Annotated in this window: 14 protein-coding genes and 1 tRNA gene; 5 read left to right on the top strand and 10 right to left on the bottom strand. The window is 72.6% G+C overall.

Annotation, left to right across the window (positions count from 1 at the left end; translation table 11 throughout):
- Positions 1-35: 35 nt before the first annotated feature.
- From AC4BDD_RS24530 to AC4BDD_RS24520, 3 genes are all read right to left on the bottom strand, one after another.
- Complete coding sequence (locus AC4BDD_RS24530; protein WP_490687614.1) at positions 36-944, bottom strand: SCO1664 family protein; 909 nt, start codon at positions 942-944, stop codon at positions 36-38.
- Positions 908-1,498 (bottom strand): DUF3090 domain-containing protein, encoded by a 591-nt coding sequence (locus AC4BDD_RS24525; RefSeq protein WP_490687613.1) that lies wholly within the window; start codon positions 1,496-1,498, stop codon positions 908-910. The genes AC4BDD_RS24530 and AC4BDD_RS24525 overlap by 37 nt, the downstream gene beginning before the upstream one ends.
- 106 nt (positions 1,499-1,604) lie before the next feature.
- Entirely contained in the window at positions 1,605-2,300 is a 696-nt protein-coding gene (locus AC4BDD_RS24520; protein ID WP_490687612.1) for a histidine phosphatase family protein, read from the bottom strand.
- 105 nt (positions 2,301-2,405) lie between these two features.
- Here AC4BDD_RS24520 and corA point away from each other — a divergent pair, with 105 nt between their 5' ends.
- Positions 2,406-3,389, top strand: a complete 984-nt coding sequence (corA, locus tag AC4BDD_RS24515) for a magnesium/cobalt transporter CorA (protein WP_490687611.1) — start codon at positions 2,406-2,408, stop codon at positions 3,387-3,389.
- A 50-nt stretch (positions 3,390-3,439) separates the two neighbouring features.
- On the opposite strand, the gene AC4BDD_RS24510 is transcribed toward corA, so the two are convergent.
- Positions 3,440-4,228 (bottom strand): ferritin-like domain-containing protein, encoded by a 789-nt coding sequence (locus AC4BDD_RS24510; protein WP_490687610.1) that lies wholly within the window; start codon positions 4,226-4,228, stop codon positions 3,440-3,442.
- 226 nt (positions 4,229-4,454) lie between these two features.
- Positions 4,455-5,510 carry an LLM class F420-dependent oxidoreductase gene (locus AC4BDD_RS24505; RefSeq protein ID WP_490687609.1) on the bottom strand — a complete coding sequence of 352 codons (1,056 nt, stop codon included), beginning with the start codon at positions 5,508-5,510 and terminating at the stop codon, positions 4,455-4,457.
- A gap of 147 nt (positions 5,511-5,657) precedes the next feature.
- On the opposite strand from AC4BDD_RS24505, the gene AC4BDD_RS24500 reads away from it, so the two are divergent.
- Together AC4BDD_RS24500 and AC4BDD_RS24495 are read left to right on the top strand one after the other, a co-directional pair.
- Positions 5,658-6,641: an aldo/keto reductase gene (locus AC4BDD_RS24500; protein WP_490687608.1), complete on the top strand. Its 984-nt coding sequence runs from the start codon at positions 5,658-5,660 to the stop codon at positions 6,639-6,641.
- Positions 6,638-9,238: a helix-hairpin-helix domain-containing protein gene (locus AC4BDD_RS24495; RefSeq protein WP_490687607.1), complete on the top strand. Its 2,601-nt coding sequence runs from the start codon at positions 6,638-6,640 to the stop codon at positions 9,236-9,238. The genes AC4BDD_RS24500 and AC4BDD_RS24495 overlap by 4 nt, the downstream gene beginning before the upstream one ends.
- 25 nt (positions 9,239-9,263) lie before the next feature.
- On the opposite strand, the gene AC4BDD_RS24490 is transcribed toward AC4BDD_RS24495, so the two are convergent.
- On the bottom strand, positions 9,264-10,082 hold the full coding sequence (locus tag AC4BDD_RS24490) for a hypothetical protein (RefSeq protein WP_490687606.1): 819 nt from the start codon (positions 10,080-10,082) through the stop codon (positions 9,264-9,266).
- A 47-nt stretch (positions 10,083-10,129) separates the two neighbouring features.
- Here AC4BDD_RS24490 and AC4BDD_RS24485 point away from each other — a divergent pair, with 47 nt between their 5' ends.
- Positions 10,130-10,318, top strand: coding sequence for a DUF5703 family protein (locus tag AC4BDD_RS24485; protein ID WP_490687605.1), 189 nt, complete (start codon positions 10,130-10,132; stop codon positions 10,316-10,318).
- A 62-nt stretch (positions 10,319-10,380) separates the two neighbouring features.
- Here AC4BDD_RS24485 and AC4BDD_RS24480 read toward each other — a convergent pair whose 3' ends face one another.
- The 3 genes from AC4BDD_RS24480 to AC4BDD_RS24470 all read right to left on the bottom strand — a co-directional run bounded on the left by AC4BDD_RS24480 (position 10,381) and on the right by AC4BDD_RS24470 (position 13,162).
- Positions 10,381-11,322, bottom strand: coding sequence for a chaplin (locus AC4BDD_RS24480; protein WP_490687604.1), 942 nt, complete (start codon positions 11,320-11,322; stop codon positions 10,381-10,383).
- Positions 11,323-11,461: 139 nt separating this feature from the next.
- Positions 11,462-11,695: a chaplin gene (locus AC4BDD_RS24475; RefSeq protein ID WP_490687603.1), complete on the bottom strand. Its 234-nt coding sequence runs from the start codon at positions 11,693-11,695 to the stop codon at positions 11,462-11,464.
- A 129-nt stretch (positions 11,696-11,824) separates the two neighbouring features.
- Positions 11,825-13,162 carry a M20/M25/M40 family metallo-hydrolase gene (locus AC4BDD_RS24470; protein ID WP_490687602.1) on the bottom strand — a complete coding sequence of 446 codons (1,338 nt, stop codon included), beginning with the start codon at positions 13,160-13,162 and terminating at the stop codon, positions 11,825-11,827.
- Positions 13,163-13,398: 236 nt separating this feature from the next.
- Between AC4BDD_RS24470 and AC4BDD_RS24465 the strand changes: the two genes are divergently transcribed.
- Positions 13,399-13,486, top strand: a tRNA-Leu gene (locus AC4BDD_RS24465).
- 88 nt (positions 13,487-13,574) lie between these two features.
- On the opposite strand, the gene AC4BDD_RS24460 is transcribed toward AC4BDD_RS24465, so the two are convergent.
- On the bottom strand, positions 13,575-14,777 hold the full coding sequence (locus AC4BDD_RS24460) for a tyrosine-type recombinase/integrase (protein WP_376230717.1): 1,203 nt from the start codon (positions 14,775-14,777) through the stop codon (positions 13,575-13,577).
- Positions 14,778-14,872: the final 95 nt, after the last annotated feature.

Raw genomic sequence — 14,872 nt, 5'->3', positions numbered from 1 at the left:
GACCCCGTCACGGCCCCGGCCCGACCCTGGCGCACTCAGACCGGCGGCCAGGGGATGGCCGGCCACCGGCCGCTGGGCTCGGGGTGCCGGCCGTCGGCCAGCAGGGCCTCGACCCGGGCGCGCAGGGCGTCGATCTCGGCCGCGGTGATGAGTTCGGCCAGCCGGGTGGCGAGCGCCTCCCCGTCGACCAGCTGGGCGGCCAGCCGCCGCAGCACCGTCATCGCGTCCTCGGTGAGCGGCTCCCCGGCCCACCCCCACAGCAGGGTGCGCAGCTTGTCGTCGGCGTTGAAGGTGACGCCGTGGTCGATCGCGTAGACCCGGCCCTCCGCGGTGGGCAGCAGGTGCCCGCCCTTGCGGTCCGCGTTGTTGATCACCGCGTCGAGCACCGCCAGCCGCCGCAGCGCCACGTCGTCGGCGTGCACCAGCAGCGCGGTGCGGCCCTCCCCCACCTCGGCGAAGCCGACGGCCTTCCAGCCGGGCTCCGGCTCCTCGCCCTCGACCAGGGCGAGCAGCTCCGGGGCGTCCCCGTCCGCGGACGGCTCGATCCACAGCTGGCACATGCCCTGCCCGTAGGGGCCTTCCCGGAGCACGGTCGGCGGTATCAGGCCCCAGCCGGTGGCCTCGGACAGCTCGTAAGCGGCGACCTCGCGCTGGGCGAGGGTGCCTTCGGGGAAATCCCACAGCGGGCGCTCCCCCGCGACCGGTTTGTAGACGCAGGCGGCGCTGTGGCCCCGGTACTCGACCGTGCAGTAGAGCACCGCGTTGGACGCCTCCCGGACCCGGCCGCGCACCGTCAGCTCACCCAGCGCCAGCAGCTCGGGCGGCTCCGGCGGCAGGGCCTGGGAGCCGTCGGCCGCCCCGGCGGGCTCCGGCGCGCCGGACGGCGGATCGGACGGACCCGGCGGCATCACGCCCCGCGACGGTATCCGTTCTGGCGCGGACATACGTGTCCCTCCGGATCGAGCGGCAGACTGCACAGCGGGCACGGCGGCCGGCCCGCGTTGACGACCTCCAGCGCCCGCTTGGCGAACGCCCTGGCCTGGGTCCCGGTGAGCCGCACCCGCAGCATCGGCGGGCCGTTCACCTCGTCCCGCAGCAACCGCTCCTCGGCCTCCGCCAGATCCTCGTCGGTGTCGGCGTCCAGCTCGACCAGCGCCTGCGCCTCCACGACCATGCGCTGCTCGTCGCCGTCCCAGGCGAGCGCCATGGTGCCGACCCGGAACTCCTCCTCGACCGGGGTGTCCAGGGGCGCGGTGTCGCTGAGTTCGGCCGGGGCCATGGCCGGCACGGCCGCATTGCCGCCGGTGCGCCGCACGACCTCGTCGAGCAGTTCGTCGATCCGCTCGGCGAGCGCCGCGACCTGGGTCTTCTCCAACGCGACGCTGGTGACGCGGCCGCTGGCCGACGCCTGCAGGAAAAAGGTACGGCGGCCAGGCAGCCCGACCGTACCGGCCACGAACCGGTCCGGCGGGTCGTAGAGGAACACCTGACGGGTCAACGTCCTGCTCCATGTCGTTTCGGTCGGTCACGGGCTTCGGTGGCCGGGCCTCCGGCGCGCCGCGGAAGGGAACGGCGCCGCGGCACCACCCTACTGCGCGCGGAGATCACGGCGCTCCCGCGTCGCCCCCCACCGCCGCGTCCGGCCCGGGGTCCGGCGCCTCGCCGCCGCGCGGGGCCAGGCCGTCGAAGTTCCCGGTGTCGCCGAGCCGTACCAGGAAGGGCCGCAGGGCGGTGTAGCGGATCGCGGTGACCGAGCAGGGCTCGACCGAGATCCGCTGGAAGAGGTCGAGGTGGAGGCCGAGGGCGTCGGCGACCAGGGACTTGATGATGTCCCCGTGCGAGCACATCAGGTAGACCGCGTCGGCCCCGTGCTCGGCCTCGATCCGGGCGTTCCACTCGTGCACCGCGTCCACCGCCCGCGTCTGCATGGCCCGTACCGACTCCCCGCCGGGGAAGGCGGCGGCCGACGGGTACTGCTGGACGACGGTCATCAGCGGCTCGTCGGACAGCTCCGCCAGCTTGCGGCCCGACCAGTCGCCGTAGTGGCACTCCCCTATCCGCTCGTCGGTGTGCAGCGGCAGCCCGGGCCGGGCGGCCAGCAGCGGGGCGAGGGTCTCCTGGCAGCGCTGGAGTGGGCTGCAGACGGCGGCCGCCAGCGGCACCCGCGCCAGCCTGGCCGGCAGCGCGGCGGCCTGACCCGCGCCGCGCTCGTCGAGTGCGACACCGGGCGTCCAGCCCGCGAGCACGCCGGCGGTGTTGGCGGTGGACCGGCCGTGCCGGACGAGGATCAGGGTGGGCATGCCGCCACCCTAATCCGTTGCCGGCGGCTTCAGCAGGGGCCTGCCGCCCCGGCGGCCGGGTGTCCCCGGTGTGCGGGACGGGCCGACCGGAGGCACAATCGCCGCGTGATCGTGGATTGCGCCATCTATCAGGACGGGCGCCGGACCAAGGGTCCCGGCGACTTCTCCGAGGCGCTCGGTCAGGCCCGCGCGGCGGGCAACTCGTTCCTGTGGATCGGCCTGTACGAGCCGACGGAGGAGGAGTTCGACCGGGTCACCAGCGAGTTCGGGCTGCACCCGCTGGCGGTGGAGGACGCCCTCACCGCCCATCAGCGCCCCAAGCTGGAGGTCTACGACGACTCGCTCTTCCTGGTGCTCAAGCCGGTGCTGTACGAGGACCGGTACAGCGCGGTGACCGCCGGTGAGCTGATGGTGTTCGTGGGCGATGCCTTCGTGGTGACCGTGCGGCACGGCGAGGCCAATCCGCTGGGGGTGGTGCGCTCGCGGCTGGAGCACTCGCCCGAAGTGCTGCGGCACGGGCCGGCTGCCGTGATGTACGCCGTCGCCGACGCCGTGGTGGACCACTATCTGGAGGTCGCCGACGAGCTGCACATCGACCTCGACGAGCTGGAGGCGGACGTCTTCTCGCCGGAGCGCGGCCGGATGACGCACACCGCCGGCCGGATCTACTCCTTCAAGCGGCAGGTGCTCGAATTCCGCCGCGCCGCGGGCCCGCTGACCGAACCGATGGCGCGGCTGGCGAAGGGCGGGGTGCCGTTCGTGCACACGCACGCGCAGCCGTTCTTCCGCGACATCGGCGACCACCTGTCGCGGGTGAACGAGCATGTGGAGGGGTTGGACCGGTTGCTGTCGGACGTCCTGGCGGCGCATCTCGCGCAGATGGGCGTGCGGCAGAACGACGACGTGCGGAAGATCTCGGCCTGGGCCGCGATGATCGCGATCCCGACCATGGTCGCGGGGATCTACGGCATGAACTTCGAGCACATGCCCGAGCTGGCGCAGCCCTGGGGATATCCGGCCGTCATCGTCCTGATGGCCGCCACGGTGGCGCTGCTGTACTGGTTCTTCAAGCGCCGCGGCTGGCTCTAGCAGCGGCCGGGTCCAGGGGGGGCCGGGTGGCGGAGCGCGGCCCCGGCAGGTCAGGCGAATTCCGGGGCCGTGGTGGCCGGGCCGCCCAGCGCGTCCCGCCGCTCCGGCATCCTCAGCGAGACCATCCGCCGCCAGCCGCCGAGCCGCTCGAGGGCGTAGACCGCGTGGATGCCCGCCGCCAGCACCGCGGCCTTCGCCCGCGGCCAGCCCAGCAGCCGGCCCATGTGGTCCATCACCGCCAGGCTGACGTCGCGGTAGACCTCGATCTCGGCGAGCGCGGTCTCCCGCAGCGTCGACTGGATGAGCCTGCCGTGCCCGGCGGCGGCCAGCCGCAGCAGCTCCTCGTGGCAGTAGGCGAGGTGGTTGTCCTCGTCCCGGGAGATCATCCGCACCGCCCGCCCGATGTCCGGGTGGTCGTGGAAGTACCTGCGCAGCATCCGCATCTGGCCGGACGCGCGCTCCTCGGTGACCCTGCTGTGCGAGAGGTAGACGACGATGTCCCGCTCGGTCAGCGGCTCGTCGCGGCGCAGCTTGTCGTGCGCGAGCCCGATGCCGCGCTCCTCCAGCAACATGGTGTAGTCGGTCTCGCGCGGCACCTCGACCGGCTCCAGGCCGCGCTTGCGCAGCAGCGCGTTGAAGATGCGGCCGTGCTTGTCCTCGTCCGCGCCGTGCCGGGTGATCTTGGGCGCGAGGGGCCGCTGGCTCTCCGGCACCAGTGCCGCGATACGGCCGTTCTCCCAGCCTCCCTGCGCCTCGCCGCTGGCGGCGATGGAGCAGAAGAGCCGGAAGGAGTCGTCGTTGTCCAGGATCTCCTGGAACAGGCCTTTCGCCGAGAGCATCTGCCACCTCCGTGCACGACGTCCGCGCAGGAAAAGTCAAATGCCGGAATCTCGGGCGGGCAACAGCTGACCGCCGCCGGTCGGCCGAACGGCGGAAGCGGGCGCCGCCCCGGGCGGGCGCGGCGCGTAACCGCCCGGCGCCCGGGGCGTTGTGTTCCGTGACGGCCGTGGCGGGGAAGACCCCCGAGCCCCCACCACGGCCGCAGAGCCTCTTCGGATGCCGCCGTCAGGCCAGGCCGGCCCGCTCCAGGGCCTCAGTGCCGGCGCGCAGCGCGGCGACCCGCTCGTCGAGGGTGAAGCCCGCCGGGGCCAGGGACAGCGTGGTCACCCCGGCCTCCGCGTAGCGCCGCATGCCGTCCGCGATCCGGTCCACCGAACCCAGAAGCGTGGTGGAGTCGATCAGCCGCTCCGGAATGGCCGCCGCCGCGCCCTCCTTGTCGCCGGCCAGGTACTTGTCCTGGATCTCGGTGGCCTCCTTCTCGTACCCCATGCGCCGCGCGAGCTGGTTGTAGAAGTTCTGCTTGCGGCTGCCCATGCCGCCCACGTACAGCGCGGTGTAGGGCCGGAAGGTGTCGGCGAGCGCGCTGACGTCCTTGTCGTCGCCCAGCGCCAGCGGCACCGTCGGGCAGACGTCGAAGCCGTCCAGCGTCTTGCCGGCCTTCTCCCGGCCGGCCCGCAGATGCTTGAGGGCGGTCTCCTCCAGGTGCTCGGCCGAGGGGAAGATCAGCAGTGCGCCGTCCGCGATCTCACCGGTCTGCTCCAGGTTCTTCGGTCCGATCGCGGCGATGTACAGCGGGATGTGCTCGCGCTGCGGGTGCACGGTGAGCTTGAGCGCCTTGCCGGGGCCGCCGGGCAGCGGCAGCGTCCAGTGCTCGCCCTCGTGGGTCAGCCGCCGGCGGGACATCGCCTTGCGGACGATCTCGACGTACTCCCGGGTGCGGGCCAGCGGCTTGTCGAACTTGACGCCGTACCACCCCTCGGAGACCTGCGGGCCGGAGACGCCCAGGCCCAGGCGGAAGCGGCCGCCGGAGAGCGAGTCGAGGGTGGCGGCCGTCATCGCGGTCATGGCGGGCGTACGGGCCGGGATCTGGAAGATCGCGGAACCGACGTCGATCCGCTCGGTCTGGGCGGCGACCCAGGACAGCACGGTCGGCGCGTCGGAGCCGTAGGCCTCGGCGGCCCAGCACACCGAGTAGCCGAGGCGGTCGGCCTCCTGGGCCACCGCGAGGTTGTCCGCGTCCATCCCGGCACCCCAGTAGCCGAGGTTGATCCCGAGCCTCATACCGCTCCCCTTACCGATCAGTAACGTCCCTTTCGGGGGACTCTAGCGCGCAGTGCCCGGCCGCGGCAGGGTGGCGGCGTTGTCCACAGAGGGCGCGTTGTCCACAACAGGACACGGGTGATCGCGGGCCCAGTAATCTCAAGGCCCATGGAGCTAAGGCACCTCGGCCGCACGGGCCTGCGCGTATCCCGGATCGGGCTCGGCACCCTCACCTGGGGCCGGGACACCGACGAACACGACGCGGCCGATCAGCTCAAGGCGTTCTGGGAGGCGGGCGGGACGCTCGTCGACACCGCCGACGTCTACGCGGACGGTGGCGCCGAGTACCTGCTCGGCCAGTTGCTGGAGACTCTCGTGCCGCGCCGTGACCTGGTCATCGCGACCAAGGCCGGCAGCGTGCCGGATCCCGACCGCCGCTTCGACGGCTCGCGCGGTCATCTCCTGGAGGCGCTGGACGCCTCGCTGGCGCGGTTGGGCACCGACCACGTCGACCTGTGGCAGCTGCACGCCTTCGATCCGCTCACCCCGCTCGAGGAGACCCTTCAGGCCCTCGACATCGCCGTGAGCAGCGGCCGGGCGCGCTATGTCGGGGTGTCCAACTTCTGCGGCTGGCAGCTCGCCAAGGCCGCCACCTGGCAGCTCACCGCGCCCGGCACGCACACCCGGCTGGCCAGCACCCAGATGGAGTACTCCCTGCTCCAGCGCGGCATCGAGCGGGAGGTGCTGCCCGCCGCGCTCGATCTGGGGGTGGGCCTGCTGCCGTCGTCCCCGCTCGGCCGGGGCGTGCTCACCGGCAAGTACCAGCACACCACCCCCGCCGACTCGCGCGGCGCCTCCGAGCATCTGGCGCCCTTCGTCGCCCCCTACCTGGACGAAGAGGCGAGCCGGATCGTCGATGCGGTGACGACCGCCGCCGACGGCCTGGCGACCACCGCGCTGCAGGTGGCGCTGGCCTGGGTGCGGGACCGGCCCGGAGTCGCCGCCCCCATCGTCGGCGCGCGGAACGCGACTCAGCTCAAGGCGGCTCTGTCAGTGGAGGCGCTTACCCTTCCCCACGAGATCTGCCAGGCGCTCGACGACGTGTCGGCGCCCGTGCACCGCTATCCCGATCAGGACTGGAGCACGCTGTGAGTACCGACCGCCTCGCCGGCGAGGACGCCACCGCGCCCGAGGAGGACCCCGCACCCCCCGCCGCTGCGGACGACCCGGGCCCCGGCGCCGAAGGCGCCCCCGCCACCCCCGGCACCGACGCGGCATCGGCCGGACCCGGCTCACCCGACGCTCCTGGCCCGGCCGGGGCGCGGGAGACCGGGCGCGCCGCAGGCGCTGAGGCGGGGAGCACCCCCGCGGACGGCAGCGGCTCGCGGCAGCCGGCCGCGGGAGCGGCGGGGGGCGGGCGGAAGCGGTCGGCGGCCGCGGAGGCGCTCGCCGCGGCGGTCCGGGCCGTGGAGAGCGGTGAGCGGTCGGCCGCGTCCTTCTTCACCGAGCAGACCCCGCCCCGCCCGGGCCGCCAGGGTGCGCCCGCGAGCGGGGCCGGGCGCCCCGGCGGCCCGAGCGCTCCGGCGGCCGGTGCCGGGCGGCCCGCCACCGGGCCGGCGTCCGGCGCGGTGCCGCCGGGCGCGGGCGGGTCGGTGTCCGCCCGGCCGCTCGGTCCGGCGCCCGCCGCCCCCCGCGCCCAGCGGGCCGCGACGCTCGCCGACACGGCCGGGATCCGGGAGGTGCTCGCCGCGGGCGGCGCCCCAGAGCAACTGGCCGCGGCGGTCGCGGAGACGCTCGGCGAGCGGGCCGGCGAAATGCTGCGCGAGGATCCGTGGCTGCTGCTGAGCGTGCCCGGGGTGCGCCCCGAGCAGGCGGACACCTTCGCCCGGGCGCTGCTCGGCGCGGAGTGCGGGCCCAATGACGAGCGCCGGACGCAGGCGCTCGTCGGCTGGCTGCTGGAGCGGGCCGCCCTCGAAGGCCACACCGCGCTCCCGGCCGCCACGGTGCGCGAGGCGCTGGGCGCGCGGTCGGTGCCCGACCCGGACGAGGCGCTGCGGGCCGCGATCGCGGGTGGCGGGGTGCTGGTCTTCGAGGACGCCCTGGACGGGCTGCCCGGCGAGCGGCCGGCGGCTGCCGCCGAGGAGGACGAGGCCCCCGCTCCGGTGCGGGTGCTGCTGGGCCTGGACCGGTACGCCCTGGCGGAGGAGAGCCTCGCCGACGGCCTCGCCCGGCTGATCAACACGTTCGGCCGCGGCGCGGCGGAGGGCCCCTTCGACGACGAGCCGGCCGAGCGACCCGGCTTCGCCGGGACAACCGCGACGGCCGCCACCGCCGCTGCCGCCGCTGCCGCCGGGCCGACCGACGATGCCGGGGGGACCGACACCGTCGAGGTAGCCGCGCGTGCCGACACCGCCGGCCCGGCCGACACCGCCGAGACGACCGAGACGGCCGGGAGCGGTGAGCCCACCGAGCAGATCGGATCCGCCGGTTCCGGGGGGCCGGACTGGGCGGCGGCCGCGAACGCCGCCCCCTCCGCTTCCGCCGCCGAGCTGATCCGGGCCGCCGCCGAGCACGGGCTGGTCGCCCACAGCGGCGGCGAGGCGGCCCGCGCCGAGCCGGTGGCCCTGGTCACCGCCGCGCGGGCGCTGGGTCTTCGGGCGTACGCCGCCGCGCACAGCGAGGACGGCAGGAGGCGGCTGGCCGCCGCGCTTGGTGACGGCCAGCAGCCCGCCGACGGCCGGCTCGACGAGGCCCGGCAGCCCGGCGAGGGCCACGGCCCGGGTCAGGACGATCCCGCCGCCGTCACCGTCGCCGGGCTGCTGTCCGGACACGAGGGGCCGGGCCGCGACGCGGAGGGCGCGCTCGCGCTCGATCTGCTCGCCGTGCTGGACGCGCCGCAGCTGGACGTGGAGACCGCGGCGATGCTGGTCGAGTCGCTGCCGGACGGCGCCCGCCTGGTGCTCAGCGGTGACCCCGGGGTGCTCTGGTCGGCCGGTCCCGGGCGGGTCTTCGCCGATGTACTGGCCGCCCGCTGCTGCCCCCAGATCGTCTCCCGCACCCCGGACCCGGGACCCATCGGCGAGCTGGTGTCGGGCATCGGGATCGGCGAGCTCGACCAGGTGGAGGCGCCCGGCAAGGAGGTCGTCATCGTCCCGGTGCGGGACGCCGGGGAGGCGGTGCACCGCACCGTGCAGCTGGTGGCGGACTCGGTGCCGCGGGTGATCGGGGTGCCGGCCGAAGCCGTGCAGGTCATCACCCCGGGCCACGGCGGAGCCGCCGGAACCCGCGCGCTGAACGCGGCGCTGAAGGAGCGGCTGAATCCCGGGCCGGGCCGCTTCGGCGGCTTCGACCCCGGCGACCGTGTCGCCTACGTTCCGGCGCCGGGCCGCACCGTGCCGGGCACGGTCGTCTCCGCGGACGCCGAGGGGCTGCGGCTGGACTGCGCGGGCACGCCACTGGTGGTGCCGCGCGAGTCGGTCGCCGACACCGTGCGGCACGGCTGGGCGCTCACCGCCCACCAGGCCGCGGGGCTGCGCTGGCCCGCGGCGGTGGTGGTGCTTCCGGGTGACGCGACCGCCGGGCTCACCCGGTCCTGGGTCTACACCGCCTTCGGCCGCGGCGAGCGCCATCTGTCAGTGGTGCACGGCGCCCAGGAGGCGCTGCCGCGCGCGGTGGCGGAGGTCCCGGCCAAGGAGCGGACCACCCGGCTGCGGACCCTGCTGGAAGCGCAGCGCCCACCCGCCGGGTGATCATCGCGGGCCTTCGGCCCCGGGCTCATCGCTCGGGGCCGAGCACCTCCAGATCGTCCTCCGCGACGTCGTCGATCTCGTCGTCGTCCTCGGCGTCCTCGTCCTCGGCGTCCTCGGCGTCCTCGTCCAGCTCGTCGTCGATGTCGTCCTCGTCGACACCGTCCTCGTCAGGCTCATCGACCTCCTCGTCCTCGACCTCGTCGACCGCGTCGTCCTCGAGCTCCTGGTCGAAGACCTCACTGACGTCGAAGCGGCACACGACCAGCTGCGGGTCGGTCTGGTCGAAGGGCGAGGACAACCACTCCCCCGGCTCGGCGAGCTCGTCGGCGGCGGCCACCCAGAGCGTGGAATCGCCCTCCTCCAGGCCGAATTCCTTGTGCCGGGAAGCGATCTCGTCCGGTTCGTACTCACCGAAGAGCACGCCGATCGCGGCGTGCACACTGCTGCCGACGACGCCCGCGGCCCCGGACCCGCCGTTACCCGGGCCGGCGTCCGGATCCAGATCGGCGACCCGCTGGGCCTGGGCGAGCAGGCGCTGCGGCTCGGCGACGGCGTAATCCCGGCGGATGAGCACGCTCAGCGCGGTGGGCTCCTCCGGGCCGGCGTAGGCGGGCATGCCGTCGTCGCCGGGGATCTCGAAGGGCGTGACCTCGTCATACGCGTCGTAGAGCAGCTCGTCGTAGGCCTCGGCTGCCGTCGCCAGCTCATTGAACGCGGCGTAGACGGCCGGGTCGTCGTCGCCCGACCGGCGTTCGACAGCGTCGAGGTGGCGGTCCAGCGCGACCTTGACCGCTTCAGCGGCGGCGCGTACCTCGGCAGCGGATGGCTGCGCAGCATCAGACATAGTGCAGACGCTATCCGTATGAGGGCAGTTCCCGCACAATAGATGCGATGCCGGAATACGAATTCTGCGATGTGTATGTGCCCAGGGGCGTCTCCCGCAAGGCCACCACACGCCTGCTGACCGACCACGCCGAGTATGGACACTGGGAATTGGACAAACTGCGACTGAATCCCGACGGTAGCCGCAGAGTGAGACTACGCCGCCGGATCATCCGCCAGCTGCGCGCCACCTGGTAAGCGAGGAGCGGGCCCCGCATCGCGAGGCCCGCCCTCTTTCCGCCGGTATGCGATGCGGTCTGTCAGTGCTGCTGCACGCGGGCCCGGCGGTAGAGCACCGCGCCGGCCACCAGCATGCCCGCGCTCACCGGGACGAGCACGTCGAGCGGACCGGAACCGGTCTCGGCGAGCTGGTCGGTCTCCACCAGGCGCGAGCCCGGGTCGACCAGCTGCGCGGTGTTCCGGTTGGTGTGCGACCCACCCGAGGAGTGCGGGGTCCGCGGAGCGGGCTTCGAGGCACCCGGCTCGGTGTCCTTCGGCGGCTTGGTGTGGTCGTGCCCGTGGCCATTGCCGTGGCCGTGACCGTGGCCACGACCGGGCTTGCCGTCGTTCTCGCAGGCATTGCCCAGGGCCTCGTTCCCGAGGGCGATGACGCCGACGACGTTGCCGCAGAGGTTCACCGGGGCCTCGATCGGCACCTGGATGGCGTTGCCGCCGAGAACGCCGGGCGAGCCGACCGCGATGCCGTCGGCCACCGCACCGGTGCCGTGCGCACCGCCACCGTGCTTCCCGCCGTGCTTCGCGCCACCGCTGTTCCCGGCACCGTTCCCGCCGCCGCGGGTGGAGCCGCCCTGCTTGGTCCCGTCCTGCTTCGCCCCGCCCTGCTTGGCGCGGTCCTGCTTGGCCCGGTCCTGCTTGGCGCCTCCCGCGTGCGACGACCCGGTGCCGCGCGTCTTGTCGCCGTGTGAGCCCTTGTGGTGGTGCGAGCCACCGGCGTGGCTACCACCGGAGCCGTTGCCGCACTTGTTACCCACGGAGTTGTTGAGCAGTCCGACCACGTCGACGGTGTTGCCGCAGACGTTGATCGGGACGTCCACCGGCACCTGGATCGTGTTGCCGGAGGCGACGCCCGGCGAGTCGGCGCTGCCGCCGTGGGCGCCGGCCGCCTGGGCGTAACCGGCCGCGGCGAGCACACTCCCGGCCGCCGCAACCGTCATCAGGCTCTTTCTCGCTACCTTGCGCATGGGTCCGTTCCCTGCCTTGCCTCGTATCTGAAACACGCACGGGCAGAGCGCCCGTGCGTCGAACCCAGCGGTCCCGGAGTGCGCGGTGCGCACTCCGGGACCACCCGGAACTCCCACCCCTACTGGTTGTGACGCGACATCACTTGTTGGTGCAGGTGTTGCCAAAGGCGGGGTTCAGCAGCCCGATCACGTCGATCGTGTTGCTGCATGCGTTCACCGGGACATGAACCGGGACCTGGACCACGTTGCCGGAGACGGCGCCGGGGGATTTCACCGCGGCCCCATGCGCTCCCGAGTCAGCAACGGCCAGACCCGCGCCGGCGAGCACGAGACCAGCGGAGGCAGCCGCCGAAGCGACAACCCTCTTGATCATTCTTCCTCCTTGTTGGCGTGCAGCCCCAAACCTCGGCCGCACCCCCTGTAACGAGGAGGGGTTAATCAAGCTACGAAGCCATGCGTCCATTCACCCGTTCCGGGCATGAGCGGCTGGAGGCTGACGGGGTCAGCACTGGTCCAGGAAGCGGTCCAAGACCCTTACGCCGAAGCGGAGTCCGTCCACCGGTACCCGCTCGTCCACGCCGTGGAACATGCCCGCGAAGTCGAGTTCCGGAGGCAGTTGGAGCGGCGCGAAACCGAAGCACCGGATGCCCAGGTCGTCGAAGGACTTGGCGTCCGTGCCTCCGGAGAGGCAGTAGGGCACGGCACGGGCGATCGGGTCCTCCGCCTTGAGCGCCGCCTGCATCGCGTCGACCAGGGCGCCGTCGAAGCTGGTCTCCAGCGCCTTGTCCGCGTGCACGTCCTCGCGCCGCACCCGGGGGCCGAGGATCCGGTCCAGGTCAGCCAGGAACTCCTCCTCGTAGCCGGGCAGGAAGCGTCCGTCGACGTGCGCCGTCGCCTGCCCCGGGATGACGTTGACCTTGTAGCCGGCGCCGAGCATGGTCGGCTGGGCGGTGTTCTGCAGGGTCGCCCCGATGAGCTTGGCGATGCCGCCGAGCTTCGCCAGCGTCTCGTCCATGTTCTCCGGGTCGAGCGTGGTGCCCAGGGCGTCCGACAGCTCGTCGAGGAAGGACCGGACGGTCTTCGTCACCCGCACCGGGAACTTGTGCCGCCCCAGCCGCGCCACGGCCTCGCTCAGCTCCGTGATCGCGTTGTCCTTGTTGGTCATCGACCCGTGGCCCGCGGTGCCGTCCACGGTGAGCCGCATCCAGTGCATGCCCTTCTGGGCGGTCTCCACCAGATAGAGCCGGAGGTTCTCGTTGACCGTGAAGGAGAAACCGCCGACCTCACCGATCGCCTCGGTCACCCCCTCGAAGAGGTCCGGGTGCTCATTGACCAGATGACGCGCCCCATAGACGCCGCCGGCCTCCTCGTCCGCCAGGAAGGCGAGGACGACGTCGCGCGGCGGCTTGCGGCCGCTGCGCATCCGGTCGCGCACCACCGCGAGCGTCATCGCGTCCATGTCCTTCATGTCGACCGCGCCGCGGCCCCAGACACAACCGTCGGCGATCTCCCCGGAGAAGGGGTGGTGTGTCCAGTCGTGCGCGTTGGCCGGGACGACGTCGGTGTGGCCGTGGATGAGCAGCGCGGGACGGGAGGGGTCCTCCCCCTCGATCCGCGCCACGGTCGAGGCCCTGCCCTTGTGCGACTCGAAGATCTGCGGCTCCAGCCCCACCTCGGCGAGCTTCTCGGCGACGTACTCTGCCGCCTTCCGCTCGCCGGGGCCGGAGTGATCGCCGTAGTTGCTGGTGTCGATCCGGATCAGATCGCGGCACAGATCGACGACCTCGTCCTCACCCGTGACGGCTCCGCTGCCGGTCGCGGCCGAAATCGACTCGCTCACACTGCCTCCTCGTCGTTCCTTGCCGCCGCCGGCCCGGGTGCGGGCGCGCGCCACGGCGGGTCCACGGCCATCCTGCCGCGCCCGCCCTCGCAGCCCAAGGCGGCAATACGGCCGTCATACGCCCGACACGCTGCGGCTGCCAGGGCGCCGGCCGCCGATCGCGTGATCGAGCACGTCCGGATGTTTGCTATGGTTTTCCACGTCGGAACGGCCGCGGGCCGGCCGGCAGACACCTGGTCCGGGTGGCGGAATGGCAGACGCGCTAGCTTGAGGTGCTAGTGCCCTTTATCGGGCGTGGGGGTTCAAGTCCCCCCTCGGACACCAGCAGAGACCCCAGTTGATCTGGGGTTTTTCTGTTTCTCCGACTGTGGCGTGACCAACCACGTGACCAACAGCCGAGCGAACTTCCTGGTCAGACCAGGGATGACAGGCCGATTCGGGCGGCGCTCGAAGCGGCCAGCTTCTTCGCTCCCTCAGCGCGGCGCCTGCCGTACCGCGCCATGGTGTAGCCCGGCGAGTGGTGCCGGGCGTTGGCCGAGACCTCTACAGGGTTCTCGTAGTTGTCGAGATCGTTCGTGATCTTCGACGCCCGCCAGTCGTGCAGCCGGAAGTTCTCCGGCAGGTGCAGACGGTTGCGTGCCGTCCGCCAGCGGGCCGACACCTTCTCGGGGTCCTGGGGTCCGCCTGCCTCGCCCCGGTACAGCTTGAAGCCGTCGCGGGCGAACACGAGGTCATGGTCCACCCAGAGATCTCCGAGCCGTTCCCGCTCCGCGTCCTGGCGTTCCTTCTGCCACTTCAGGACGTTCATCAGGGCTTGGTCTACGTAGATGATCGCGTTGTCGTCTCCGTCCTTGGTCAGCTTTCGCAGCCGGTAGGTGTTGCCTTCCTCTACCACGACCCAGGCCAGTTCGATGGCGCACTCGTCCCAGTGGATGAGCGACCACTTCCACCCCAGCACTTCACTGCGTCGGCATGAGGTGGCCGCGTAGGCGGTCCACAGCGGGGCGTCCCGAAGGCAGTGGTGAGTCAGCCCGTCGTCACAGGCCCGGTTGCCGCACGGCTTCCACATCTCTTTGAGGAAGTGCGTCGTCTCATGATCGTTGAGGGTGGGGAAGTCCGGCTGCGCCGCCTTGATCTGCCGCTCGGTCGGCGGGTTTGCCGTGTGCGCCGGGTTGACCGTGAGGAGCTTCCTCGGGCCCGTCACCGAGTCCAGCGCCGCCGAGATGATGTTGTGGATGTGGCGGACGCTCTTGGGGCCGAGCGGCTTGTTCCCGTTCGCCTCGATGGGCGTGCCCTCCAGGAGCCGGTACAGCTCGTCCAGCCGCTCGTCCGTCACCTCCACCACCTTCACCCTGCCGATGTGCGGCTTGATGTGCAGCCGGATCTTCGGCTCGTACCCCTCCTTCGTGGTGTCCTCGCCCCGATGCTTGGCAAGCCACCCGTCCATGAGCTGCCCCATGGTCATGTCGGAGCGGGGCGTGAGGGTGCCCGCCTCGTGGTCGGTGTGCCACTTGCGCAGCGCCCGTTCCGCCTCGGTCTTGTTCTTGTACTCCCGGCCTATCCAGTAGCGCTCCTTCCTGCCCGTCGCCGGGTTGAAGTGCAGGGGCGTACGCACGCCCCAGGTGTTCGGTCGGCCCGTGCGCGGGATCTCCACCGGAGTCCCACCGAGCCCGTTGCCACGCTTTGCCACCCGGCTAGTTCCCCCTCGCT

Source organism: Streptomyces sp. JLBT605 (assembly GCF_058215555.1).
This window is presented reverse-complemented; position numbering and strand designations above follow the sequence as displayed.